Source organism: Mycobacterium sp. NGS15 (assembly GCF_059813245.1).
Map to the genome: position 1 here is coordinate 295,082 of NZ_JCALEF010000006.1, position 22,410 is coordinate 317,491.

At 63.8% G+C, this 22,410-nt stretch carries 23 protein-coding genes; 14 read left to right on the forward strand and 9 right to left on the reverse strand.

All coding sequences use genetic code 11. The features are described from left to right. The 3 genes from AC5Y5C_RS19015 to AC5Y5C_RS19025 are packed head-to-tail and all read left to right on the forward strand — an operon-like array spanning position 1 to position 1,938. Positions 1-597 carry a class I SAM-dependent methyltransferase gene (locus AC5Y5C_RS19015; protein ID WP_499975246.1) on the forward strand — a complete coding sequence of 199 codons (597 nt, stop codon included), beginning with the start codon at positions 1-3 and terminating at the stop codon, positions 595-597. Then, positions 594-1,115, forward strand: coding sequence for a DUF1697 domain-containing protein (locus AC5Y5C_RS19020; protein ID WP_499975248.1), 522 nt, complete (start codon positions 594-596; stop codon positions 1,113-1,115). Before AC5Y5C_RS19015 ends, AC5Y5C_RS19020 begins: the two co-directional genes overlap by 4 nt. Before the next feature lie 13 nt (positions 1,116-1,128). Continuing rightward, positions 1,129-1,938: a class I SAM-dependent methyltransferase gene (locus tag AC5Y5C_RS19025; RefSeq protein WP_499975251.1), complete on the forward strand. Its 810-nt coding sequence runs from the start codon at positions 1,129-1,131 to the stop codon at positions 1,936-1,938. A gap of 12 nt (positions 1,939-1,950) precedes the next feature. On the opposite strand, the gene AC5Y5C_RS19030 is transcribed toward AC5Y5C_RS19025, so the two are convergent. Then, positions 1,951-2,595, reverse strand: a complete 645-nt coding sequence (locus AC5Y5C_RS19030) for a class I SAM-dependent methyltransferase (protein ID WP_499975253.1) — start codon at positions 2,593-2,595, stop codon at positions 1,951-1,953. Positions 2,596-2,701: 106 nt separating this feature from the next. Between AC5Y5C_RS19030 and tpx the strand changes: the two genes are divergently transcribed. Then, positions 2,702-3,196, forward strand: a complete 495-nt coding sequence (gene tpx / locus AC5Y5C_RS19035; RefSeq protein WP_005059496.1) for a thiol peroxidase — start codon at positions 2,702-2,704, stop codon at positions 3,194-3,196. 5 nt (positions 3,197-3,201) lie between these two features. Continuing rightward, a complete protein-coding gene (locus AC5Y5C_RS19040) occupies positions 3,202-4,014 on the forward strand; it encodes a nuclear transport factor 2 family protein (protein ID WP_499975256.1) in 813 nt (270 codons plus the stop codon). Here the strand turns inward: AC5Y5C_RS19040 and AC5Y5C_RS19045 are convergent. Both AC5Y5C_RS19045 and AC5Y5C_RS19050 read right to left on the reverse strand, forming a co-directional pair. Continuing rightward, positions 4,005-4,646, reverse strand: coding sequence for a TetR/AcrR family transcriptional regulator (locus AC5Y5C_RS19045; protein WP_499976065.1), 642 nt, complete (start codon positions 4,644-4,646; stop codon positions 4,005-4,007). The genes AC5Y5C_RS19040 and AC5Y5C_RS19045 overlap by 10 nt on opposite strands. Then, complete coding sequence (locus AC5Y5C_RS19050) at positions 4,639-6,849, reverse strand: MMPL family transporter (RefSeq protein WP_499975260.1); 2,211 nt, start codon at positions 6,847-6,849, stop codon at positions 4,639-4,641. Before AC5Y5C_RS19050 ends, AC5Y5C_RS19045 begins: the two co-directional genes overlap by 8 nt. A 266-nt stretch (positions 6,850-7,115) precedes the next feature. Here AC5Y5C_RS19050 and AC5Y5C_RS19055 point away from each other — a divergent pair, with 266 nt between their 5' ends. The 6 genes from AC5Y5C_RS19055 to AC5Y5C_RS19080 all read left to right on the forward strand — a co-directional run bounded on the left by AC5Y5C_RS19055 (position 7,116) and on the right by AC5Y5C_RS19080 (position 13,120). Next, positions 7,116-7,454 carry a WXG100 family type VII secretion target gene (locus AC5Y5C_RS19055; protein WP_499975264.1) on the forward strand — a complete coding sequence of 113 codons (339 nt, stop codon included), beginning with the start codon at positions 7,116-7,118 and terminating at the stop codon, positions 7,452-7,454. Between the two features lie 13 nt (positions 7,455-7,467). Beyond that, positions 7,468-9,816 carry a TPR repeat domain-containing protein gene (locus AC5Y5C_RS19060; RefSeq protein ID WP_499975267.1) on the forward strand — a complete coding sequence of 783 codons (2,349 nt, stop codon included), beginning with the start codon at positions 7,468-7,470 and terminating at the stop codon, positions 9,814-9,816. Positions 9,817-9,830: 14 nt separating this feature from the next. Further along, complete coding sequence (locus AC5Y5C_RS19065; protein ID WP_499976067.1) at positions 9,831-10,688, forward strand: hypothetical protein; 858 nt, start codon at positions 9,831-9,833, stop codon at positions 10,686-10,688. A 108-nt stretch (positions 10,689-10,796) separates the two neighbouring features. Then, positions 10,797-11,192: a hypothetical protein gene (locus AC5Y5C_RS19070; RefSeq protein WP_499975270.1), complete on the forward strand. Its 396-nt coding sequence runs from the start codon at positions 10,797-10,799 to the stop codon at positions 11,190-11,192. Between the two features lie 22 nt (positions 11,193-11,214). Further along, positions 11,215-11,799 carry a DUF3558 family protein gene (locus AC5Y5C_RS19075; RefSeq protein WP_499975272.1) on the forward strand — a complete coding sequence of 195 codons (585 nt, stop codon included), beginning with the start codon at positions 11,215-11,217 and terminating at the stop codon, positions 11,797-11,799. 28 nt (positions 11,800-11,827) lie between these two features. Then, positions 11,828-13,120 (forward strand): hypothetical protein, encoded by a 1,293-nt coding sequence (locus AC5Y5C_RS19080; protein ID WP_499975275.1) that lies wholly within the window; start codon positions 11,828-11,830, stop codon positions 13,118-13,120. On the opposite strand, the gene AC5Y5C_RS19085 is transcribed toward AC5Y5C_RS19080, so the two are convergent. The 3 genes from AC5Y5C_RS19085 to AC5Y5C_RS19095 are packed head-to-tail and all read right to left on the reverse strand — an operon-like array spanning position 13,117 to position 16,555. After that, positions 13,117-13,605, reverse strand: coding sequence for a VOC family protein (locus AC5Y5C_RS19085; RefSeq protein ID WP_499975279.1), 489 nt, complete (start codon positions 13,603-13,605; stop codon positions 13,117-13,119). The genes AC5Y5C_RS19080 and AC5Y5C_RS19085 overlap by 4 nt on opposite strands. 30 nt (positions 13,606-13,635) lie before the next feature. After that, the gene (locus tag AC5Y5C_RS19090; RefSeq protein WP_499976068.1) at positions 13,636-14,997 is read right to left on the reverse strand and encodes a wax ester/triacylglycerol synthase domain-containing protein; all 1,362 of its coding nucleotides are present in this window, start codon (positions 14,995-14,997) and stop codon (positions 13,636-13,638) included. A 13-nt stretch (positions 14,998-15,010) separates the two neighbouring features. Beyond that, positions 15,011-16,555 (reverse strand): ArnT family glycosyltransferase, encoded by a 1,545-nt coding sequence (locus AC5Y5C_RS19095; RefSeq protein WP_499975281.1) that lies wholly within the window; start codon positions 16,553-16,555, stop codon positions 15,011-15,013. 39 nt (positions 16,556-16,594) lie between these two features. Here AC5Y5C_RS19095 and AC5Y5C_RS19100 point away from each other — a divergent pair, with 39 nt between their 5' ends. The 3 genes from AC5Y5C_RS19100 (at position 16,595) to AC5Y5C_RS19110 (ending at position 18,193) form a co-directional block, all read left to right on the forward strand. Continuing rightward, positions 16,595-17,116 carry a DoxX family protein gene (locus AC5Y5C_RS19100; RefSeq protein WP_499975284.1) on the forward strand — a complete coding sequence of 174 codons (522 nt, stop codon included), beginning with the start codon at positions 16,595-16,597 and terminating at the stop codon, positions 17,114-17,116. A 118-nt stretch (positions 17,117-17,234) separates the two neighbouring features. After that, positions 17,235-17,360 carry a hypothetical protein gene (locus tag AC5Y5C_RS19105; RefSeq protein WP_044104255.1) on the forward strand — a complete coding sequence of 42 codons (126 nt, stop codon included), beginning with the start codon at positions 17,235-17,237 and terminating at the stop codon, positions 17,358-17,360. Between the two features lie 152 nt (positions 17,361-17,512). Continuing rightward, positions 17,513-18,193, forward strand: a complete 681-nt coding sequence (locus AC5Y5C_RS19110) for a GNAT family N-acetyltransferase (RefSeq protein WP_499975289.1) — start codon at positions 17,513-17,515, stop codon at positions 18,191-18,193. On the opposite strand, the gene AC5Y5C_RS19115 is transcribed toward AC5Y5C_RS19110, so the two are convergent. Genes AC5Y5C_RS19115 through AC5Y5C_RS19125 form a run of 3 tightly spaced genes read right to left on the reverse strand, consistent with a single transcriptional unit; the run spans position 18,194 to position 22,273 of the window. Beyond that, positions 18,194-19,975, reverse strand: coding sequence for an ABC-F family ATP-binding cassette domain-containing protein (locus AC5Y5C_RS19115; protein ID WP_499975292.1), 1,782 nt, complete (start codon positions 19,973-19,975; stop codon positions 18,194-18,196). A 7-nt stretch (positions 19,976-19,982) separates the two neighbouring features. Continuing rightward, positions 19,983-21,296, reverse strand: coding sequence for an MFS transporter (locus tag AC5Y5C_RS19120; protein WP_499975295.1), 1,314 nt, complete (start codon positions 21,294-21,296; stop codon positions 19,983-19,985). Then, positions 21,248-22,273, reverse strand: a complete 1,026-nt coding sequence (locus AC5Y5C_RS19125) for a PLP-dependent cysteine synthase family protein (RefSeq protein ID WP_499976070.1) — start codon at positions 22,271-22,273, stop codon at positions 21,248-21,250. The genes AC5Y5C_RS19120 and AC5Y5C_RS19125 overlap by 49 nt, the downstream gene beginning before the upstream one ends. Between the last annotated feature and the right edge of the window lie 137 nt (positions 22,274-22,410).

Below are 22,410 nucleotides of genomic sequence, written 5' to 3' on the forward strand. Positions count from 1 at the left end.
GTGCCCAAACAAGACCGGTGGAACCACAACATCCATTACCAGGGCGAGGTGCTGCGCCGGGTGCCTGCGGGAGCGACCGACGTGCTGGACGTGGGGTGCGGAGTGGGAATGCTGACGCGCGAACTTGCCCCATTGTCGAAGCGGGTGATCGGGATCGACCCCCACGAACCGAGCCTGCAGATCGCCCGCGCGGAGACATCGGCACCGAACGTCGAGTACGTGCCCGACAGTTTCCTCGAACACCCTTTTGCCGCTGAGTCTTTCGATCTCATCGCGGCGATCACATCGCTGCACCACATGGACGTCGAGCAGGGGTTGCGGCGGATGTCGGAACTGCTCAGGCCCGGAGGCAGGATCGTCGTCGTCGGCTACGCCGCCACCCGCTCGCTGACCGACCTCTGGTACGACAGCCTCGGATTTTGGGCGCACCGCTACTACCGCTTTCGGCATGACTGGTGGGAACACCCCTCACCGATCATCTGCAAGGGCCTGGACAGCCACGACGAGGTCGGGCGCATCGCCCACAGCGTGCTGCCCGGCGCGCGGCTGCAGCGGTTGGTGCTGTGGCGCCACCTGCTCACCTGGGAGAAACCATGACCCGATATGCCGCCCTGCTGCGCGGAGTCAACGTCGGTGGCATCACGATGAAGATGGCCGATGTCCGCGATGCCCTCGAAACTGACGGATTTACCGGGGTGACAACGATTCTCGCCAGCGGAAACGTGCTGCTGGACTCAGCCGAACCGCCCTCCGCGGTCAAGGAACGACTGCAGCGGGCACTCGGCGATCGCTTCGGATACGAAGCCTGGGTGCTGGTGTACGACCTCGACACCATTGGCCGCATCATTGCGGCCTTCCCCTGGGAGCCCGATATCGAGGGCGTGCATTCGTACGTGATGTTCTGCGGCGACCCCGCGGTGCTCACCGAGCTGGCCGCACTCAGTGGCGAACTCGACGAGAGTGAACGCATTGCCGCAGGTGACGGCGTGCTGTATTGGCAGGTACCCAAATCGCAGACCCTGAGTAGCCCCATCGGCAAGACGACCGGCAAGAAGCGATACAAGTCGACGACGACCACCCGAAACCTGAGAACGCTGCACAAGCTCGTTCGCTAGTACTGTGGCGTGCATGGCTGCCATTGACGCCCGCCACCTCGACGGGGTGTCCGAAACCGCGCTCATCACATTGAATCAACGGGCCACCGAAGCGAACCGGCCCGACGGTGTACTCGAGGATCCGATGGCCATCGTCCTGCGCGACAGCCTCGACTACGACTACCACCACTTCGGCCGCACACATCAGGGAATTGCCCTGCGGGCGTTAACATTCGACAACGTCTCCAACGAATATCTGGCCAACCACCCGCGCGCTACCGTGGTGGCGCTGGCCGAGGGCCTGCAGACCAGCTTCTGGCGTATCGACAATGGCGACCTGACCTGGTTGTCCGTCGACCTGGAACCCATCGTGCGGCTGCGCCAGCAGCTGCTTCCGCCCTCGGATCGGCTCCGGTACATCGCACAGTCCGCGCTCGACCACTCCTGGATGGATCACGTCGACGACTCCAACGGCGTGCTGATCACCGCGGAGGGGCTGTTGATGTACCTGGAGCGCGACCTGGTGTTCGACCTCATCGCCGCGTGTGCCAAACGCTTCCCCGGCGGGTGGATGGTTTTCGACACCATCCCGTGGCTGATGAGTGTGTATTCGCAGCGGCGCGGCTGGAAGCTGAGCGAGCACTACACCGTGCCGCCGATGCCTTTCTCGTTCACCGCCCACCAGTACGGGGAGCTGCAGGCCCTCGACGGCGTTCGCGCGGTGCGCGAGGTTCGGATGCCTCCCGGACGCGGCGCCTTCCTTCGGCTGGCCACGCCGCTGCTCTACAACCTACCCTTGTCGGACCGGATAAGGCCGGCAATGACCGTCGTCGAATTCGGTTGACCCGCAGGCGCTCTAGGCAGGTTTGACCGCGCGTCCGATCACGATCGACGAGGACGGCATCGGAACACCGAACACCTTCAGCCAATCGTCGCGTTGCCCCGCGACCTCGAACCCCGCCCGCTCGATCGCGGCCAGTGTGTCCCGGTGGGTGTGGCAGTTTCCGAACAATCGGGGCCAGAACGTCACGTCGACCGCGCGCTGCACCAATCCGAGCGCACCGCCATACGCGACGTGCTCGAAGAAGCGCACCTCACCGCCGGGCTTGAGCACCTCGAAGGCCTGCGCGGCGGCACGGTCGGGGTCACTCACCGAACACAGCACCAGCGAACACACCACCGCATCGAAACGGTCCTCACCCGTCACGGCCAGATCCTCGAACACGCCGGCGGTCACGGTCACCGGGATCGCCGCGGTGGCCGCGGCGTCCTCGGCCTGCGGACGTAGCCGTGATTCGGGCTCGAGCGCCGTCACCGACGTCACGGTGTCCGGATACAGCGGGAAGTTCGAGCCGATGCCCGCACCCACCTCCAGGACCCGTCCCGTCAGACCCTGCAGGTTCTCGGCGCGCAGCTCCTTGATCGCGGGTGGCTCGCGGCGCGCGATGGCAGACCACATTGCCGAGAAGAATCTGTTGTCGAAGCTGACAGGCGTCGCCATGCCATCCAACCTAGCCCCGCTGACGTCTATCTAGCCCCCACCCACCACACAAACTAGCTCCCACCCCACCACCCCGGCGATAACCGAACTCTGGAACACTGGGGCCATGGCACAGATCACGTTGCGCGGAAACCCCATCAACACGGTCGGCGAGCTTCCCGCTGTCGGCTCTCCTGCCCCCGCATTTGAGCTGGTAGGCGCCGATCTTGGCCCCGTCACCAGCGACCAGTACCGGGATAAGCCGGTGATCCTCAACATCTTTCCCTCGATCGACACCCCCGTCTGCCAGGCCAGCGTGCGGACCTTCAACCAGCGCGCCGCCGAGGCAGGCGCGCCGGTGCTGTGTGTATCGAAGGACCTGCCGTTTGCCCAGAAGCGCTTCTGCGGTGCCGAGGGCATCGAGAACGTGGGCACCGCGTCGGCATTCCGGAGCTCGTTCGGCGAGGACTTCGGTGTCACCATCGCCGACGGCCCGATGACCGGTCTGCTGGGCCGCGCGATCGTCGTCATCGGCGCCGACGGCAACGTCGCCTACACCGAGCTGGTGCCCGAGATCGCTCAGGAACCCGATTACGACGCGGTGCTCGGGGCACTGTCCTAAGCCCAGTGTCCAGCGCCCCATTTGCCGACGAGCTGCTGGCGACCGTTCAGGCGTCGCCGGCCGCTGTCGGTGCACACGACAAGGACACCTGGGTCGGCCTGTTCGCCACCTACGGCCAGGTCAATGACCCGGTGGGTTCGCGGCCACATATCGGCGAATCCGCGATCAGCAAGTTCTACGACACGTTCATCGCGCCCAACACGATCGTGTTCGAGGTCGAAAACGACGTGGTCGCCGGGATGTCGGTATTACGCGATCTGACCATTCATACGACGATGTCCACCGGCGTCACCATGCACATCCCGATGCATCTGCGCTATGACATCGTGGAGGACGGACCGGCCTCATCGCTCAAGATCGACCGGTTGTTCGCGTACTGGGAACTGCGTGCCATGATCGGCCAGCTCCTGGGCGCCGGTGGCGATGGGCTGCTGGCAAGCGCCAAGCTGGGTCCGCAGCTGCTGAAGAACCAGGGGCTCAATGGCGTGCTGGGATTCATGCGCGGACTCAAGGGAGTGCGAGAGACCGGCAAGCAGCGCGTCCAGGAACTGACGGCCGCGCTGGCGGCCCGGGACGTCCCGACGGTCACCACGCTGCTGTCCCCCCAGGCCGCCCTCTCCCTCGACGGCGTCGCCGGCGCATCGCTGGCCGAGTTCGCCTCGGCAGCAAGTTCTTTGACCGTCGATAAGCTATTGGCCGCGGGCTCTTCGGTATCGGCCACCGTGCGTCTGGGCAATCAGCGCGGTGTCGGGCTCTTCGAGTTCTCCGACAATTCGGCGGCGCCGGGCACGTTGACCTCGGTGCGGCTCTACTTCTGACGCGGCAGCACACCGGTCAGATCGATGTCGCTGACGGCCTGCCCTAGGCAGGCGACGCGTAATGCATTGTCCGCGAATACTTCCGCATCGCCCCACGGCAGGTACGGTTTGGTGACGAGCATTGAGGCGACTCCGTGGGCTGCCGACCACAGTTGCAACGCCATCGCCACAGTATCGCCGTCGGGGTAGAAACCTTCTGCCACGAGTTCCTGAACACCCTTGTGTAAGTGCGCGAATGCCGCACTGACCAGCGTTTCGTCCAGTTCGCTGTCATCACGGGGCGGTGCCGAGGTGGCCAGCCGGTACATCAACGGGGTCGCCACCGCAAAGCGCACATAGGCCATGCCCTGGGCGTGCAGGCGCTCCAGCGCGGTCGGCTGATCGAGGGCTGCGGTCACCATCTCGTCGTCCAGCCGTTGGTAGTACTGCCCGCAGACCGCGTCCATCAGCTCGTCCTTATCGGCGAAGTGCAGATAGATCGACGGTGGGGTCACACCGATCTTGCGCGCCACCTCGCGGATGGACGGAGCACGCAGCTCCTTGGCTTCAAGAACAAGACCGATTGCCGCGTCGATGATTTCGTCGCGCAGATGGTCTCCTTCCCCACGCGAGGAACGCTGGCGCTTAGTCACTGAATCCGATTCGTTCATGGAGCTTGACCAATGGCTTGGGCGCCCACCAGTTGAAGCGTCCGAGCATTCGCATAAACGAGGGCACCAGCAGCATCCGGATGATGGTGGCGTCGACCACGATCGCAATGGTCAGGCCGGTGCCGAACATGCGCATGAAGGACACCTGCGCGGCGATCAGCGCCGCAAAGGCAATGGCCATGATCATCGCCGCCGCGGTGACAACCCGTCCGGTGCGGGCCACCCCGAGGGCCACGGCCTCGTCATTGTCGGCGCGCGTATGTCCGGATGCCATCCAGTACTCACGGATCCGCGAGATGAGGAACACCTCGTAGTCCATCGACAGCCCAAACGCTATACAGAACAACAGCATCGGCATGGTGGCCACAATCGTGCCGGTGACCTCGGTTCCGAATCCGCCCAGGTGCCCTTCCTGGAATATCCAGATCAGCGCGCCGAAGGTCGCCGTCAGCGACAGCACATTGAGGACGAGAGCCTTCAGCGGCAGTACCACCGAGCCGGTCAGCAGGAAGAGCAGCGCGAAGGTGACGACCGCGATGATGGCCAGCACCAACGGTAGCTTGTGCACGATGCCGTCGACGGCGTCGCGGTCCAGTTGAGCTCCCCCACCGATCTTGACGGTGGTATCGCTCGGACCAGGGAGGGCGTGGATGGCGTCAAGCTGACGCTCGGCGGCGGCGGTGTAGGGCTTGGCACCGGTCTGGACCGTGAAAAGTGCTGTCCCCTGCTTGATCCCGGTTGCGCTCGACGGTGGACCGACCTTCATGCCCCGAATGAACGCACCGGTGGGCGCGGCCACTTCCTTGACATCCTCGATCTTCGAGAGGTCCGTGGCGTACTCGTCGATGTCCCGCGGCGGCACCGCACCGATGTCCTCGGCGATGACGGACAGATTGGTGGAACTGTTGTTGTTGAAGTTTCGGCGCATCTCGTTGCCGACCTGATGCGCTGAGGCCGATGCCGGCAACACCCGGTCATCCGGGAACCCGAACGTTCCGTTGAGGAACGGCAGGCCCAGAACCACCAATGCCGTGACGATCACGATGGAGATCGGAATCGCCCGGGCCATAACCTGTTTGGTGTTTCGGTACCAGAAGGTCTCGGTGACCTCCTTGACCGTGGGTTCCGGCCTGCCCAGGATCTTGCGAATGAGGCGGCGTACGTCCAGGGCATCGATCCGGTCGCCGAGCAGCGTCACCACCGCGGGCACGATGACAAGAGCCGCAATGGCACCGACGAACACCACCGCAACACCCGCGTACCCGAATGATTTGAGGAAGTACATCGGGAACAGGATCAATGCCACCAGCGCCAGGGCGACCGTCAGCGCCGAAAACAGCACGGTGCGGCCCGCGGTGGTCATGGTCAGAACCAGCGCTTCGTCGCGGGGCTTACCGGCGTTCACCTCTTCGCGATAGCGACTGATGATCAGCAGCGAGTAATCGATGGCGAGTGCCAATCCCATGGCGACAGCGAGGTTCAGCGCGAACACCGACACGTCGGTGACATACGTCAGGCCGCGCAGGATGGACATCGCTCCGACGATCGAGAACACCCCGACGACCAGGGGCAGCAAGGCCGCGTAGAGACCGCCGAAGATCCAGACCAACACCACGAAACTGATCGGAATCGCGATCGATTCCATGACCAGCAGGTCCTTCTCGGACTGCGTGACGATCTGGTTGTAGAGCGTGGCCACGCCCCCGGCCTTGACCGAGACCCCGTCGCGGTCGACGGCGAGCGACTTGATGAGAACCGCCGCGTGTTTCTGAGCGTCGTTCTCGCCCCCGGTCAGCCCGGCGACGATCAAGCCCGACGTGCCGTCGGTGCCAAAGAGATCGTCGGCGACCTGCGGCGGAGCCGTCCACGCCGAGGTCAGGTTAAGCACCTCACCCGAGTCTTTGAGTTGGCGCTCCAGATCGGCTGCGACGGCGCGCATCTGCGGGCTCTTGACTCCCTGATCGCTGGTAAGCATGAAGACCAGGGACTGGTCGCTGATGTCGAACTTGTCGGTGAGAACTCGCGTCACATGCGCGGACTCGGAGTTCGGGTCCTGCTGCCCGCCTGCGGCGAGATGCTTGGTCACCGGGACCCCGAAGATGGCGGCCGCGATGGCGATGAGCAGCGCCGCGCCGAGTACGACGCGGGGTGCCGCGATCACCGATCGAGCCAAACGTTCCAGCATTGCAACGCCTTCCACCAGAGGATAACGGCGTTAAGTTATCAGCGATAAGTTAGACGGGTCAAGGGTGGGAATGTCCCCGCCGAGCGCACACCGCACGCAGGTGAAGCGGCGTAATCAGCGGCGTGCGGTATGCACTCGGAGAGGGGTTATACGAGGCACCCCGCCAGCCCGCGATTCCCAGAAAAAACATGGAACCAAACGAGGGCCCACCCCGTCCGATCTTTATATAGGGGCATGCACGCCCGTACGGACGAGGAGAGTCAGACATGGCGAGCGTTTCGGGTTCATCGGGTGGCCACTTGCATGTGGACCCGGCCGAACTGCAAATTCATGGAGACCAACTCCACACGCACGCTTCCGACCTGAAGGACGCACACGACGCCGCCCATCGCGCATTGACCGATGCGCAGGCCGGTTTCGGATCGGGGCGTGCCGCCAATGCGTTGGGTAACCGGATTTCCGAGTGGGAGAAGGAAAGCGCAGACCATCACGCAGAGCTCACTAGTCACGGCGAGAACCACAAAGCGTCGGCGGCCATATTCGTGAACCGGGATGAGCTCAATCGTGCGGGTATCGAGCAAGCCGGACCCGGCAGCGCGGTCTAAAGGGGGAACGAATATGGGGATGACGCTCGATGAACTGCAGCACTGGCCGCCTCAGATCAAGGCACTCGCGGATGCCGCGTCTAAACGGGGTGATGCCAGCCAGCAGGCAGCGGACAAGGTGCAGGCCATCATCGACATGTCGACCTGGAAGGGTGATGCCGGCGACGCCGCCAGGGATGCGATGAAGCGCTCGGCCTCCCGCTTCGAGACCGCCGGGTTTGAGGCGATGTATGTGGCGATGCATGCCAACAAGGCCTATGGAGAGTCGCAAGCTCTGGCCGACGACATCGCCTCCTTCTTGGCATACGCTGCCGCGCCCCCGAAGGTGGACATCTATCCCAAGACGAACACGGTGACGCCGCCAGATATCACTGGTTTGAACAAAGACCAATTACAGAAGGTCATCGACAAACTGAAGGAACTTCACCAGCGGGTGACGGGCCTCGTAGCGCGCGGCGAAATGTTGGACGACTCGTTGGCTCGTGTGCTCGACGAGGGCACTGGCGGCCACACCATGGCGGAGAAACAGATCGCCGAGGGAACTCCTGAACAAGCCGAACGCGACGTCCACGACGTTCTCGCCGGTACCGCTACGGAAGAACAGAAGACGCGCGTCCAGGCGGCATCGATCCTTAGCCCGGAGCAGATCGCGGACCGCGATGCGGGCCGGCCGGTGCAGTTGACGCGTTCGCAGCAACAGGTGTTGGGTCAACTGCAGGCACAGATGAACGGTATGTCGGTGGAAGACATTCACCGGGCCGAGCGACGCTTGGGCAACAACAAGAGCATTATCGGTAACGCGCTGCAGATGATGGGTTCGAATCAGTACGGCTACGCGAAGACCGAATTACGTCCCGGCGCACAGGGTTCCACCACCGAGCTCACGACAGGCGGGTATGACAAGCTGCCCGCCTCGGTACAGAACGCGTTGAACGACAAGTCCCCTGGGTTCAGCTATGTATCGCAGGGACCTGGGCAAGGAACCGCACCCGTGACCGACGGGTCGACCCTGGGCAATCTAGACAGGCTGTCGGACGTCATCAAAGACGGCGATGCCGGTTTCCAGCACGGCACCGAGCTGGATCAGAAGCTCATGCAGCGCGGCGCCGATATCTTGCATTTCGAGAACGAAAATCACGACAGCCACGAAGGCGCTGCGGATTCGACGATTCAGAACATCTTCTCGGCAGCTGGCCGAGACCACATCGTCGACCACAACATGATGGTCAGCCCTGATGGCAAGCGTAACGATCAGTTCTTGGGCGATCTGATGCATCATCAGTTCCCTGATGGCGGCAAAGCGGCGGGCGGCTTGATGAGCTGGACCCACGGCTCGGCACATGTGGGACCGGGGGTGTCCTCGGAACAAGCACAAATGTCCGGTGAGACGGCTCGCGCGTACGCAAGCTACATCGCCGACCATAAAGAGTTAAATTCATTGCCAGCCAACGACAACCAAGGCCTTGGAAAGGGGACGAAAACGCTCGGCGAACTCAGCCCCGAGCTAGTGAAAGGCATGGCGTGGGGCTTGGCGCCATACACAGCCATCATTGGAGGCGGAGATCCCGCAATATTCGGGACCACCCCCGGATTCGATAAAGCGTTGGATACCGACGACGCCATTGGCAATGGCTCTATGCCTCAAGCCAAGGCACTTTTCAGAGTGCTTGATACCAATGCAGACGCGGCCACCACGCTGGGTAGCGCGTTGTATGGGGATTCGATCATGGCGACGAATCACTACGCCGAAACCGTGAAGCAATTCGGCACCGGCCCGGTCGGCGATCTGGACCAGGCGGGCAGATTCCGTGGCCTGGCGGACGCCGGACTAGCCGCAGGCAACGATGCACAACACAACGCCCAAGCCGTTTCCAAGGAGCAATACGCCAAAGACCTGCAGAAACTTAAGGAAGCGGCGTACGGCTCAATTACGAAGGTCTTGCCCATACCGGACTACGCAACAACTCCTTTTGGGATCATGTCCGACACACTCAAGGAGAGCATCATCGGATCGGCCCCCGACCCCACTCAGCTCCTCAACACCACTGTTCCAGACATGAATCCGGCAAAGGCTCAGCAGCAACTCCTGAACGCCTACGTCGCCACCGGAGTGCTACAACCCGACCAGTTCCCCCCAAATATGCTTGTGCCAGTACCTGGGCACCCGGGCGCCTTGCAAGTAGGGAGCTTGGAAGAATTGCGACAGATGCAACATCCGGATGGCCGCCCCGTCTACGAGCACCTCACTTCAGACAGATATCACACCATGGTCAACGAAGCCCTTCGCCGGGTACCCGGAGATGCGGGCTCCGCCGAGCCGCTGGTCGATGCCTATAACAACGCTGTGAAGACAACCCGATGAAACGCCTACTGAGGATGCGCGCTGACGCCCAGGCACTGATCAGCTTGCTGGCAACGATTACGTTGACGTCGGCAGGGTGCACACCCACTGACCAGCCGCTAATCCCGTTTACCGGGCTGACCAAAGAGCTGCGAATTCGGTGGTCCACCGAGCCAGACGTCGATCTACTCACAGGCCCCGCCGTTATCGTCCGGGCCTACCGCGAGTCTTACGTAATCGGCGGACTTATGGCAAACCCCGCGTATTACTACCCCGGCTTCGAACACGCCGTCCCGCTGAACGGCCCGGGGGTCAGTCCGCTCATCCGTCCGCTCGTGACCGGCGATTCACAGCTAGAGAGTCGCGGGTTCCAGACCACCACTCCGATCGTCGGCACCTGGCGCGAACACATACTGTCCATCACTGGCGACCCAACCTTGGGTTACACCGCAAAAGTGTGTGTCTGGGATATCGACACCGGAGTGCAATTACCCAACGGTCAATACCGCTACCCGAACCGACTTCCCTCGAATTCACAGTGGTCGACACGGGCTGGTGTCGGCACGCTGGCTCTCCGAATCACCGTCACCCCACCGCCACCGTCCGAACCGGACCCCACGAAAACGTCTCAACACGGGGGCTCACCCAATCCCTCGACCGACGTATTCGGCGGTTGGAAAATACGCACGGCAGACAGCCCGGGCATCGCGACATGGATGGATCAGCGCTCGGACTGGCCCCTGGATGACTTTCGCCTGACTCTCAATGCTTGCGGCGAGAAGGCCCCTGACCCCCTCGTAAGATCTGGCGACTTCATCACTGTCGGCGAGCACCCTCGGAGCGACTTCCCGACTCTGCCCGCCGAACCTGGCTGGCGTGCGGCAGGCACCTGACGTCCCCAGTTCGTCCTCACCCAAAAAACATGGAACCAAACCGGCTCATCCGGCGTCAGAGCTATATGTAGGACAAACATGTCTGCTTGACCAGCGAGGGGAGCGTCCATGCCCGGAGAATCAGGGCTCGATATGAACGAGCTGCATCTAGCACCCGGAGCCGCGACGAAGGTGTCACAGGAGTTCAGCGCAGCAGTCGACAAGCTGGAGGAGCTCCGTCAAGACGCGAACTCGTTTGCCTTCGACGTCGGTATGGGTTCCTGTGCTGAAGGTTCCTCCTGGAACACGGCACTCAACGAGTTGGTGACGGCCGACTCAGATTCCGTTGCTGCTGTCATCGCCGCGCATATCAAGACTGTCAAGACGTGGGCAGAGTGGGCCAAGGTCGCTCAGAACGAGTATGACAACACCGAGCACCGAAACGCCGAATCATTCGAGCAGCTCAGGGGAGACACCATCGACAGCAACGGCTTGGGCGTCTACCCGCCGCCCACCACCAGCTGACAGGTCAGGAAGACTCGAACCAATGAAGACGAAATGGATCGCCGTTGTCGCCCTTTCGACGGCACTCGCCGCCGGGTGTACTCATAACGGAATCCAGGGAGCGCCCACAGCAGGGTCGGCATCAACCTCCTCCAGTTCACCTTCGTCGTCCAACAGCGTGACTCCGTCAACGACAAGTACCGATAGCGACCCCGTAAAGGGGACAACCTTCGATCCATGTACGGCCATTACCGACGCTGATATTGCGACGTGGGAAGTCAAGCCTGATAAGCGCGACGCGCACACCACGGCGTTTGGCCAGCGTGTTCGCGGCTGTATCTGGAACGGACCTAAGTGGGGTATCAAGATCTACGCAGTAGACGGCTCACTGACGCAACTGGAGCAACCTAACGGCCGATTCGATCGCCAAGAACGTGTGCAGATCGGTTCACGCGCCGGCTGGCTACTTCACGATAAGAACTGGATTGGCTGCTCTGTCGGCATCCAGTCGCAACAAGCAATCGCCGCCGTTCAAGTCGACCTGAATCTGGACTTGACCGAGCAGCATTACGACCAATGCCCGTTGGCTCTGCAGATCATGAAGCAGATCGAGCCGAAAATCCCTTAGAGCCAATAAGTTTTCAGGAGGAGAAGACATGGGGAAGAAGCAGATCCAGAAGGAACACTGGGAAGGCCACGACCACCAGTCGATCTACAACGCCGCCCAGGCATTCCAGACTGGCAGCCCGCATGCCGCCCAGGAATCGATCAACAACATCGCCGAGCAGCTGGGCGACATCATGCACACGCTCGGCGGCAAGGTGCAAGGCATGCTGGTCGAAGACTGGCGCGGCGCGGCCGCGAAATCCTTGCAGACCAACATGTCCGAGTATTTCCGAGCCTCAGAACGAGGCATCATCAGCATCCGGCACGTGGCCGACAGGATGCCACCGCTTGCCGACGCGATGAGCGCCGCCAAGTCGAGTATCGAGCCGCCGATGTCCGATGCCGAGGTCGCACAGAAAAAGAAGTCTGGATCCTCGGATGCCGACATACAACAGCTGAAGAACCAGGAGCAGTTCTTCGCGCGCCTACAGATGGTCGGTTTGTTCAGCGAGCCAGTCGTGCGCGAAGGCGACAATGTCACCGACGTGCGGCCACCGCAGGGCAACAACCCCGGCAACATCACGCTTCAGCAGCCCAGTAACGGCACCGAATCGGGCAACAACACCGGCACGAGTGGCGGCGGCCAGAACGGCGGCGGCTCAGGCGGTGGCCAGAACTCAGGCGGCGCAAACAATCCGGCCAACGGCCTCGCCGACAAGAACACCAAGCCGGCCTTCAGCGACGGCGCGGGTAACCAAGGCGGACAAGGCCAAGGCGCAGGTGGCGGCAGCGGTAGCGGCTCGGGTGGTGGTAGCCCCCAAAGCGGCTCCGGTGGTTCGGGTAGCGGACTCAGCAATGCACTCAGCGGCCTCGCGGGCGGCCTGGGCAAGGACGGCTCCGGCCTGGCGCCCGGCAACACGACCGCAGCAGGCTTCGGCTCCCCCTCAGGCTCGGGCTCAGGTACCGGAACCCTCAGCGGACCAGGAGCATTGCGCGGCGGCTCGGGCGTTCCCGGACCGGGCGGCGCCGGAACCAACGCCGCCGGCATCGGCGGCGCCGGAGTCCGTGGTGGCGCAATGGGCATGGGCGGCATGGGCATGGCACCCATGGGTGGCGCCCACGGCCGCGGTGGCAAGGGCGAAGACGACGACGAACACCAGACTCCGGAATTCCTCATCAACTGGGACAACGGCAACGAGCTCTTCGGCGATCTACCCAAGGCATCCCCCGGCGTCATCGGCGACTGGACCGAACATGAACGCGCTGAAAAGCAGCGCCGCGAGTCGGAGAAACGCCGCTACAAGTCCATGGGCTGGAACGTCGACTTCGGAGACGACGACTAAGAGCCAGCTTGCGCCGCGGCCACCGCCTCTCGGGCGACCGCCAGATCGAGCTTGCGCATGCCCATCATGGCCTGCATCGCCGCGTTACCGGTCACGGGATCGGAGTGGAAAATCAGGTCGATCAGCTCACGCGGAACCACCTGCCAGGAAACTCCGAACTTGTCTTTGAGCCAACCGCATTGGGATTCCTCTCCCCCGTCCGCGGTCAGCGCCTCCCAGTAGCGGTCGACTTCCTCTTGCGATGTGCAGTCGATCTGAAAGGAGATCGCCTCGTCGAAGGTGAATTGGGGTCCGCCGTTGAGGGCGGTGTACCGCTGTCCGTCGAGCTCGAACTCGACGGTGAGCACCGTGCCCTCCGGCATGGGCGTGTTCGGCCCGTAATGGGTGACCTCGAGAATCCGGGAGTTCGGAAACACGGACACATAGAAGTTGGCGGCCTCTTCGGCGCGGGTGTCAAACCAGAGACAGGGGGTAATCGTCGGCATATCAGTATCGACCGGTGCAGACGAGAAAACTCATCGCAATCGGCGGGATACCTCGGTGAGTGCAGCGGCCAGCAGGCCCTCATAGTGATCGGCATCGGGCATCACCGCGGCACTGGTGTGCACGCTCACCGTCACGGTGTCGCCGATCCCGTGCACCCCATGGGTCAGGCCCATCACCGGCGACAGCGCCGGGAACCCGGCCGTGAACACCACCCGCCCACCGGCAAGGGTCAGATCGCCCGCGCCACGAACCACGCTCGACACTACGGTGTTGCCCGCCACAGTGGGCGGCATGAGATCGGTATTGAAAGCGTTAATACCCACCCACATCATCGGCGCGGGCAGGGCCGCACCACCGGCGCGTTGCGCGGCCAGCACCGGATGGGCGGCACGACGGCGCCTGCTGTCGATCCCCTCCGCGATCCGCCGGGCACGGGTGCCTACCTCCGGCTCGCCCCAACACAGATCGACTCCGACATTGCGGAAGTTATTGCGTGCCAGAGATTCCCCGGAATCGGCAACCGTCACCTCTGCGCCCAGCCTGTCCGGAACCCACTGACCGTGATCGCGCAGATACTGCGGCAGCGCCGTACCGATCGCCGTCAGGACGGCAACGGTCACACTGACGTTCTCGGTGCGAAGTTCGTCGCGCGGCCGCACGATCATCCGGATCTCCCGGCGCTCATCGGGCCGGGCATTAAGCGAAATCAGCGGGAAACCTTGCGGTTCGGGCTCCAACTCGCCCGCCTCGACGAGCTCTTGCTGCTGACGATAGGCCAGGTACCCAGCGCGGCTCGCACTCAGCAGCCGAGCCAACTTCACCGGAAATCCGGCTATCCCGCGCAGCGCGGCATAACCGGGCACGTCCGGTAACGTGCCGCCCACCGCCACCGCATCGCCGAACAATGCACGCGCGGCCGCAGTGGCCCGTCGGCCATCGGCCAACGCGTGCGATACCTGCAGTACCGCGACGAGCGCCCGGCCCGGTACCTGCGGCGCGCCGTGTACCTCAGGGAAAAGATGGAGATGCCAAGGGCTTTGGCGGATGTCGACGGTACTCGTGAGCAGCGCGGCGATCGCGGATCGGCAATGCGGCCAGCCCGGCTGCGGCAGCGTGTGCACGGTCAAGGGCACCTGGGATTCATCGCGCGGCGCCCAGTACGGGTAGTCGAGGTGTCCGGCGACGTCGACAGCCCGCACGCGCAGGTCCGCAATGTGGGTCGCACGCTCGGCGATTGTCTCCCGCACGGCGGCGACATCCACCGTCGGCGAGTCGAAGCAGAACAGCAGGAACTGATCGTTCGGAATTCTCGTCGACATCCAGTACATCTGGGCGTCGCGGGGCGCCATCTGTTCGACGGATGAGCCGCTCGCGCGAAGACCATTGAACATCGTCATACGACGCCTACTTGTAGGTGCGCCAGTTGTCCCACAGCTGTTGCCACGGCGCAATTCTGCCGTAGTAGCGATACACATGTGCCTCGTCCTCGCCGGGAGCGTGCAACAGTTCGATCCGCTGCACCCCCAGGAAGCCTTGGGCAAGTTTAGGATCCGGATCGTCGACACCGATGTACATCATGTCCGTCATGGATTCCGGCGGTGCCCCGAAGTAGTAGTACCCGCGGTGGAAGCTGTAGGCACGGGAGCGTCCCTCGCGTCCCGCCTCCACGTCATAGGCGGCGGCCATGGGGTAGATCTGCAGCACCAGAGCCGTGCGGCCGCGCACGCCCGACGGCATCGAATCGTAGGTATCCCGGGCCACCTGGCGCAGACTCTCGGTGGAGTGATCACCTTCGGCGAGCATCGTGGGCCCCATGGCGCCCGCCCAGGAAAACCAGCGCGCCGCGGCCGGTTCGGACACGATGGGCAGCCGGACGATCGCCATGATCACCGATACGGCCGCGAGGAACCCGATGAATCCGTAGATCACGCGCCGCACCGCGGGCCGGGACGGGCGCCAGCGGGAAAGCCCCACCGCACCCGCGGCTATCAGCAACGCGTAGAGGCCCATGGCGTAGTGGGCACGTCCATGGGAGGCGAACATAAATGCCCCCACCAACACCGCGGCAGCACCCAGGTACCGGTAGGGGCGCGACGACGGCACCATCACGAGCGCCACGATTCCGGCCAGCAGCAGCACCAGGCCAATGAAGACGGAACCAACGAACATGCCCGCCGCGAGCGCTATCCCGCGTTCGGACTCCGCTGCCACGATCCCGGCCATCCGGAGGTACGGCCACCCGTGGGTGGCCTGCCAGATGAGGGTCGGGACGGTGGCCGCGACGGCAACGGCCGCCCCGATCCACAACTGCCGACGGCGCAGCAGCGCACGCGGCCCGAGAACCGCCGCGCACAGCAGCACCGCAAGCCATAGCGCGGGGATGAGGAACTTGACCTGCATGCTGACCGCGGTGACGATTCCCGCCCACAACAGCAGCCGATCGTCGGGCAATCGCTCCCGCAGGCCGCGGGTCCAGCGCACCAGCAGCCAGCACACCACCGCCCAGAGCGCCGGGTCGATCGCCGGCGTCTGCAGCCAGTGGGCCAGGATCTGGAACATCGCGGTGGCATATGCGATGGCGGACAAGGATTGCGTTAGGCGGCCCCCGCCGAGCTCAGCGGCGATCAACCCGCACATCAACGTCCCGATCGCGACCGCCGCAGTCGCGGCTAGGCGCAGCACCCATAACGAGCCGGGCGCGATGTTGTCGGCCATGCCCGCGATGAACGGCACCAGCGGGGGCTGGTCGAAGTATCCCCAGGACAAGTGGTCGCGTCCCGCGACAACGAAGTACGCCTCGTCGAAGAAGTAGCCGTATCCACTGCTCGCCCACCCGAACACGAGGGCCGTCAGCGCGGTAATCGCTGTCAGGTCGGCGTGTGCGACTCGCACGGACGGTATGCCAGGGATGTTATTGCCGTCGTCATACCGGGAAGTGACCGCCGCCATAGCGGGTTCACCATAGCGCGCATGCCATAGACTTCCGCCGTGCCGAGCGCCAGTAAGTACAGCGATCCGTTGACCCGCAACGATATTGGACTCTTGGTCCTGCGTGTCGCGGTGGGGGTGACGCTGTGCTGGAACGGGTTGAACATCGTGCTCGCCTCCGGCCAGTTCCTGCAACTCGGCTCATTGCCTGTCGAGACGCAGCCTGATCTGCCGGCACGGGTGCTCGCGGGTACCTACAGCATCGGCGGCGCCATGCTGGTCGCCGGACTCCTCACTCCCTTCGGCGCCTCCGCGGTGCTGGGGTCGATGCTCTATGCCGCAGTCCAGATCTATTCGGTGCGAAACGACCTCTTTCCATCCGGCCTGGCGCTGCAATTCCCCCTGGTGCTCGGCGCGGCCGCCCTGGCCGTGCTGCTGATTGGTCCGGGACGCATCTCTGTGGACGGGCGGTTTGGCCGCGACGAGTGGCCCGCAGCTGCCTCATCGGTGCTGGTCATAGCCGGAATTGGGGGCGCGATCGCGGCCTGGGTGCTCGTCAAGGGCACAAATCCGCTTTCTTAAGAGTTCAGCAAGGCCGCTCATGGTCCATGACCTGGGCCGATGCGTATAGCGAAAATTGCCAGACTTTTCCGATTCGTGACTCAATGATTTCTTAATAGTGACCCCTACTGTTCAGTACATGACGAACGAGGAATTCGGTGCCACGGTCATCGAGATCGACTTCGAAGCCATCTACAGCGGCGAGATGCTGGTTGAGGGCGACAACTCGGAGCAGACCGATGAGTGGTTCCCGCTAGCCGTATAACGGCAGGTAGGCGAACCCCATAGGGGGACGCATCGGCGAGGCGCCTAGCGCATCGCATGCCGGGCTCAGTCCCGGATGTTTCTCACTCATCCATCCACTTCTGGGCGAGGGCAGTCATTTTTGACTGCCCTCGCTTTTTTATTAAGGCGTTGATGTTCGCACTCATCGAGGACTACTGGGTGCGGGTGTTCGGAGTTGGCGCCGAACCCGGTGTCCACGTCATCGAGAGCAATGACGACTGGAATGGCGTGTTGGCGGTCGGCACTCCCGCGTGTGCGCGCATCTGTGTACCAGGCCCAATGGTGTCGAACACACGCCGGATCGTTGCTGCCCATCCCCCTGAAACTCTCCTTACCCGGGCTTTCTGGGAGGAACAGCTGCCGCACGCCGAGGTGCTGGGGCCGAACGTGCACAACTACCTCACCGAGACGACCCGACTGACCACGCATCCGGATGTGCGGCATCTTGACACCAAGGACGCCGGTGCCCTCGCAGAGCTGCGGGCGGAGTGCTCAGCCGGGGACTGGACGGAAAGCGGATTCGACCACGAAACCCAAGAACTGTTCGGCGCCTTTACCCGGGGTCGGCTGGTTGGCGCCGCCAACCTAACGATGTGGGATGGCCGCGCCACCGACGTCGGAGTGCTCACCTACGACGGAGCCCGTGGGCGTGGCTGGGGAACCCGATTGGCCGCAGCGGCGACCGCCTTCGCTGTCAACCGGCATGGCATCGCCCGCTACCGGGCCCAGGAGACCAATCTCCGGTCTCTGGCCATCGCACGACGGCTTGGATACGTGGAGTACGGACGGCACCTGGCCATCCGGCTCGGATGACTACTCAAGCTCTTCGGCGAGCTCCATCCACTGCACCTCGGCCGCATCCTTCTCGGCGACGACGGCGTTGAGCTCGGCGGTCAGCGTCGCCACCCGGTCCGCATCGGTGGCATGTTCGGCAAGCTTCTCGTGCAGGACGGCCTCGCGTGCATCCAGCTTGGCAACGGACCGCTCGAGCCGGCCGAGCTCCTTCTGTGCGTTCCGCAATGCCGCGCCATCGCGGCCGCGATCCGATATGACTTTCACAGGAGCGGCAGCCAATGGGGTATGCCGACGCAGGTATTCCTCGATGCCTCCGGGCAGGTTGGTCAGCTTGCCGTCACCGAGTAGCGCCCACGTCGAATCACAGACCCGCTCGATGAGATACCGGTCGTGGCTGACCACGACCAGGGTGCCCGCCCAGCCGTCCAGCAGATCCTCCACCTGCTGCAGGGTTTCGATGTCCAGGTCGTTGGTGGGCTCGTCGAGAAGAAGCACATTCGGCTCCGCCATCAGCACACGAGTCAGCTGCAGTCGGCGACGCTCGCCACCGGAGAGATCGCCGACGGGGGTGCGCTGACGCGCCGGGCTGAACCCGAGCATCTCGGCGACCTGGGAAGCTGACATTTCCTTGTCGCCCAGCGTAATCCGCAGGGCGATCGACTCGATCGCATCGAGCACGCGGATGTCGCCCGGCAGGTCGTCGAGTTCCTGGCGCAGCCAGCCGATGCTGACCGTCTTGCCTTCCTTGCGATGCCCGGCCGCCAAGGGCACCGCGCCGGCAAGCACGCGCAACAGGGTCGTCTTCCCGGATCCGTTGACCCCCACCAGGCCGATGCGCTCGCCTGGGGCCAGGCGCCAGGTCAGATCACGCACCAGCTCCTCACCGGTGGGTGTCGTCACCGTCGCGTCCTCAAGCTCGATGACGATTCTTCCCAAGCGTCGGCGCGCAAATGCACTGAGCGCCACTGAGTCTCGTGGGGGTGGCACGTCCGCGATCAAGGCTTCGGCTGCCTCGATCCGGTATCGGGGCTTGGACGTACGCGCGGGGGGGCCGCGGCGCAACCAGGCCAGCTCCTTGCGCGCAAGATTGCGGCGACGTGCCTCGGCGGCGTCGGCCTGGCGCCCGCGTTCGGCACGCGCGAACGTCCAGTCCGCGTATCCGCCTTCGTACGATTCGACGCTGCCGTCGACGACCTCCCACGTGCGGGTGGCCACGGTGTCCAGGAACCACCGATCGTGCGTCACGACCACCAGCGCGGTGCGCCGCGCAAGAAGGTGCTCGGCGAGCCATTGCACGCCTTCGACATCTAGGTGGTTCGTCGGCTCGTCCAGAATCAGCAGATCCAGATCGCGAACGAGGGCGGCGGCGAGCCCCACCCGGCGCCGCTGGCCTCCGGACAGCTGGTCCACCCGTCTGTCGAGGCCGAGGGCCGCCACGCCGAGCCCGTCGAGAATCGAACGGATCCGGGCATCCCCGGCCCATTCGTGTTCGGCGACGCCCAGCGGCGCGATCACGACATCGAACACGGTGTCGCCGACAAGGTCCTCCCGCTGAGTGACGACGGCTTGGCGCAGGTCCCCGGTCCGGCTCACTCTGCCCTGATCCGCCGGCTCGACACCCGCAAGCACCTCCAGCAGCGTGGTCTTGCCGCCGCCGTTGAGGCCCACCACTCCGATGCGGTCTCCCGCCTGCACCCCGAGACTCACGTTCGAGAGCAACGGCTTGACGCCGTATGACTTCGAGACGCTCTCGAGGTTGACGAGGTTGATGGCTTTGGCAGGGGAGGTCATGGCCTCCACAAACTACTCAGGCACAGGCAGCCGGCGCCACTTCCCTGCCCCGGTCGAGCAGTCCCGCCCGCCGCAACGCGAACAATGCCGCGGCACACACGAGTCCAATACCGGTGAGCGATACCCACAGCAAGGCGGGCTTACCGTGCTGCTGGGTGTACCCGAATATCGAGCCGGTCAGGAGATTCCCGGCCAGAATGCCGACACCGACGATCGTGTTGTACAGCCCGTAATGAGTGGCAACCAACCGGTTACGCGCCAACCTGACCACGGTGTCCATCTCGAACGGGAAGGTCGCGATGGTGCCCACGGCCAGCAGGGCCGCCGCCAGCAGCAGCGCAACGATCGCCGGGACTGATCCGGCCGCCGCCCCTGTGGGGAGCAGCATCAGCGGCACAAAGGCCGCCGCAATGACCAGCATCCCGAGCACCAAGCTGCGACTAGGGCCGAACCGTGCGGACAACCAGCCCGTGAGCCGCACCTGGCCGGCGATCGCCACCAGCCCGGAGACCACGAAGATGCTTGTCACCAAGACCGTTTCGGATTTCTTGTCGCTGGTCAGCAGTGCCGCCTGGAACGGCAACGCCAGGTACACCTGGAACGTCAGCACGTACGAACCGATCATGGCGCCGGAGAACAACAGGAAGGCCTTGTTGGACACCACCGAGCGCCAGTCGGCCAGCACGGGCTGCCGATCCACGTCCTGCTCGGCGCGGTTCGGTGGCAGGGCCATCAATTGGATCACCGTCAGGACCGCGAAAACCGCTGCGGCGACGGCGCAGGTGATCCTGAAATCCCAGGCTGTCAACGCCAGACCGATGATCGGCCCGAAGAGGATTCCCGCCTGGTAGAAGACGTTGAAGACCGCGAACGCCTCCACCCGGCGCTCCCCAGAGTCCGCCGCCAGGTATGCGCGCACTGCGGGATTGAAGAGTGCGCCCGCGAAACCCGTTGCCGCCGAGGCGATCAATATCGCCGGCAGCGAGCCGACAAAGGCCAACATCAGGAATCCGGCGACGCGCAAGAGACATCCGGCCACGATCAGTGGCTTGTATCCGAACCTGTCGGCCAGAGTGCCGCCGACCAGAAACATGCCCTGCTGAGAGAAGTTTCGGACACCCAGCACTAGACCCACCATCCACGCCGCCAAACCCAGCGGCCCGGCAAGGTATCCGGCGAGGTAGGGCATCAGCATGTAGAAGCCGACGTTGATGGCGAATTGGTTCACCATCAGGATCTGGCTGGGACGATCGAAAGACCGGAACTGGCGGAAGGTTTGGATCACGCCTTCCTCCCTATCGGATCGATCACATGGGTCAGCCTTGTCCATCGGTCTACCACCCGATCCGACGGATCGTCGATCACATCGGGATCCTGCGCCGGTGGGCGATCCAACAGATCGTGCTCACGGCAGTAATCGTCATCGTAGATTGTGCCGTGGTAGCGCATCGGGCCGTCGGGGAAGATGGCGGCGACGCGCGATCCGGGCGCCGATGTCCGCGCCACCCACCCTGCGACCAATGCCACCGCCCCGACGCTCCATCCGCCGCTGGCATGGTAGGTCGACGCCAGGGTTCGGGCCGCCCAGACAGCCTCATTCGGCGCGACCCAATGGGCTTCGTCGAATGCCGGGTAGTCGACATTGCCCGGATAGATGCTCGACCCGAGGCCGCGCATCAGCCGCGAGCTGGCGGGCTGCCCGAAGATCGTGGAGCCGATGGTGTCGACACCGACCAACCGCAGATTCGGATTGTGTTCCCGCAGCACACGTCCCACGCCCGAGGAATGTCCACCGGTTCCCACCGAGCAGACCAGGGCGTCCACGGTGCCGAGCTGGTCGATCAGTTCCTCCGCGAGCCCGCGGTAGGCGTCCACATTGTCGGGGTTCTGATACTGGTCGGGGCACCATGAATCCGATTCGGCGGCAAGTATTTCAGCGACGCGATCCTTGCGTGCCTGCTGCCAGCCCCCGACCGGATGCGGCTCGGTCACGGTGACCACCCGCGCACCGTATGCCGTCAGCATGCTGCTCACAATGGGCTCCAGGCCCGGATCGGTGACGAGGGTGACCGGGTGACGGTAGATGATTCCGGCCAGGGCCAGCCCCAACCCCAGCGTTCCGCTGGTCGATTCGACGATCATGGCGCCGGGCTTGAGATCCCCGCGCGCCCTGGCCTGCTCGATCATGTGTAGCGCGGGCCGGTCCTTCATGCCGTTGGGGTTGTGTCCTTCGAGTTTGGCCCAAAAGCCGGTGCCCGGTGTCGCGAATGGCTCCGATACCCACAACACCGGGGTGTTGCCGACCAAAGTGTTGGGATCGTGGAACTTCGGTCCCAAGTGAGTGCAGCTACGACGAGATGACAGAGCGATGCTGTTGTTCATGGAGAATCCCTGCGTGAGGGGCCGCACGATACGGCCACGAAGCTGATGACGGCATGTGGGCA

Coding starts and splice junctions, on each gene's coding strand:
- AC5Y5C_RS19105 (WP_044104255.1), top strand. CDS start 17,235: ATGACGAACGAGGAATTCGGTGCCACGGTCATCGAGATCGACTTCGAA.
- tpx (WP_005059496.1), top strand. CDS start 2,702: ATGGCACAGATCACGTTGCGCGGAAACCCCATCAACACGGTCGGCGAG.
- AC5Y5C_RS19120 (WP_499975295.1), bottom strand. CDS start 21,296: ATGGACAAGGCTGACCCATGTGATCGATCCGATAGGGAGGAAGGCGTG.
- AC5Y5C_RS19025 (WP_499975251.1), top strand. CDS start 1,129: ATGGCTGCCATTGACGCCCGCCACCTCGACGGGGTGTCCGAAACCGCG.
- AC5Y5C_RS19020 (WP_499975248.1), top strand. CDS start 594: ATGACCCGATATGCCGCCCTGCTGCGCGGAGTCAACGTCGGTGGCATC.
- AC5Y5C_RS19085 (WP_499975279.1), bottom strand. CDS start 13,605: ATGCCGACGATTACCCCCTGTCTCTGGTTTGACACCCGCGCCGAAGAG.
- AC5Y5C_RS19050 (WP_499975260.1), bottom strand. CDS start 6,849: ATGCTGGAACGTTTGGCTCGATCGGTGATCGCGGCACCCCGCGTCGTA.
- AC5Y5C_RS19060 (WP_499975267.1), top strand. CDS start 7,468: ATGGGGATGACGCTCGATGAACTGCAGCACTGGCCGCCTCAGATCAAG.
- AC5Y5C_RS19095 (WP_499975281.1), bottom strand. CDS start 16,555: ATGGCGGCGGTCACTTCCCGGTATGACGACGGCAATAACATCCCTGGC.
- AC5Y5C_RS19030 (WP_499975253.1), bottom strand. CDS start 2,595: ATGGCGACGCCTGTCAGCTTCGACAACAGATTCTTCTCGGCAATGTGG.
- AC5Y5C_RS19090 (WP_499976068.1), bottom strand. CDS start 14,997: ATGTTCAATGGTCTTCGCGCGAGCGGCTCATCCGTCGAACAGATGGCG.
- AC5Y5C_RS19065 (WP_499976067.1), top strand. CDS start 9,831: ATGCGCGCTGACGCCCAGGCACTGATCAGCTTGCTGGCAACGATTACG.
- AC5Y5C_RS19110 (WP_499975289.1), top strand. CDS start 17,513: ATGTTCGCACTCATCGAGGACTACTGGGTGCGGGTGTTCGGAGTTGGC.
- AC5Y5C_RS19055 (WP_499975264.1), top strand. CDS start 7,116: ATGGCGAGCGTTTCGGGTTCATCGGGTGGCCACTTGCATGTGGACCCG.
- AC5Y5C_RS19080 (WP_499975275.1), top strand. CDS start 11,828: ATGGGGAAGAAGCAGATCCAGAAGGAACACTGGGAAGGCCACGACCAC.
- AC5Y5C_RS19070 (WP_499975270.1), top strand. CDS start 10,797: ATGCCCGGAGAATCAGGGCTCGATATGAACGAGCTGCATCTAGCACCC.
- AC5Y5C_RS19075 (WP_499975272.1), top strand. CDS start 11,215: ATGAAGACGAAATGGATCGCCGTTGTCGCCCTTTCGACGGCACTCGCC.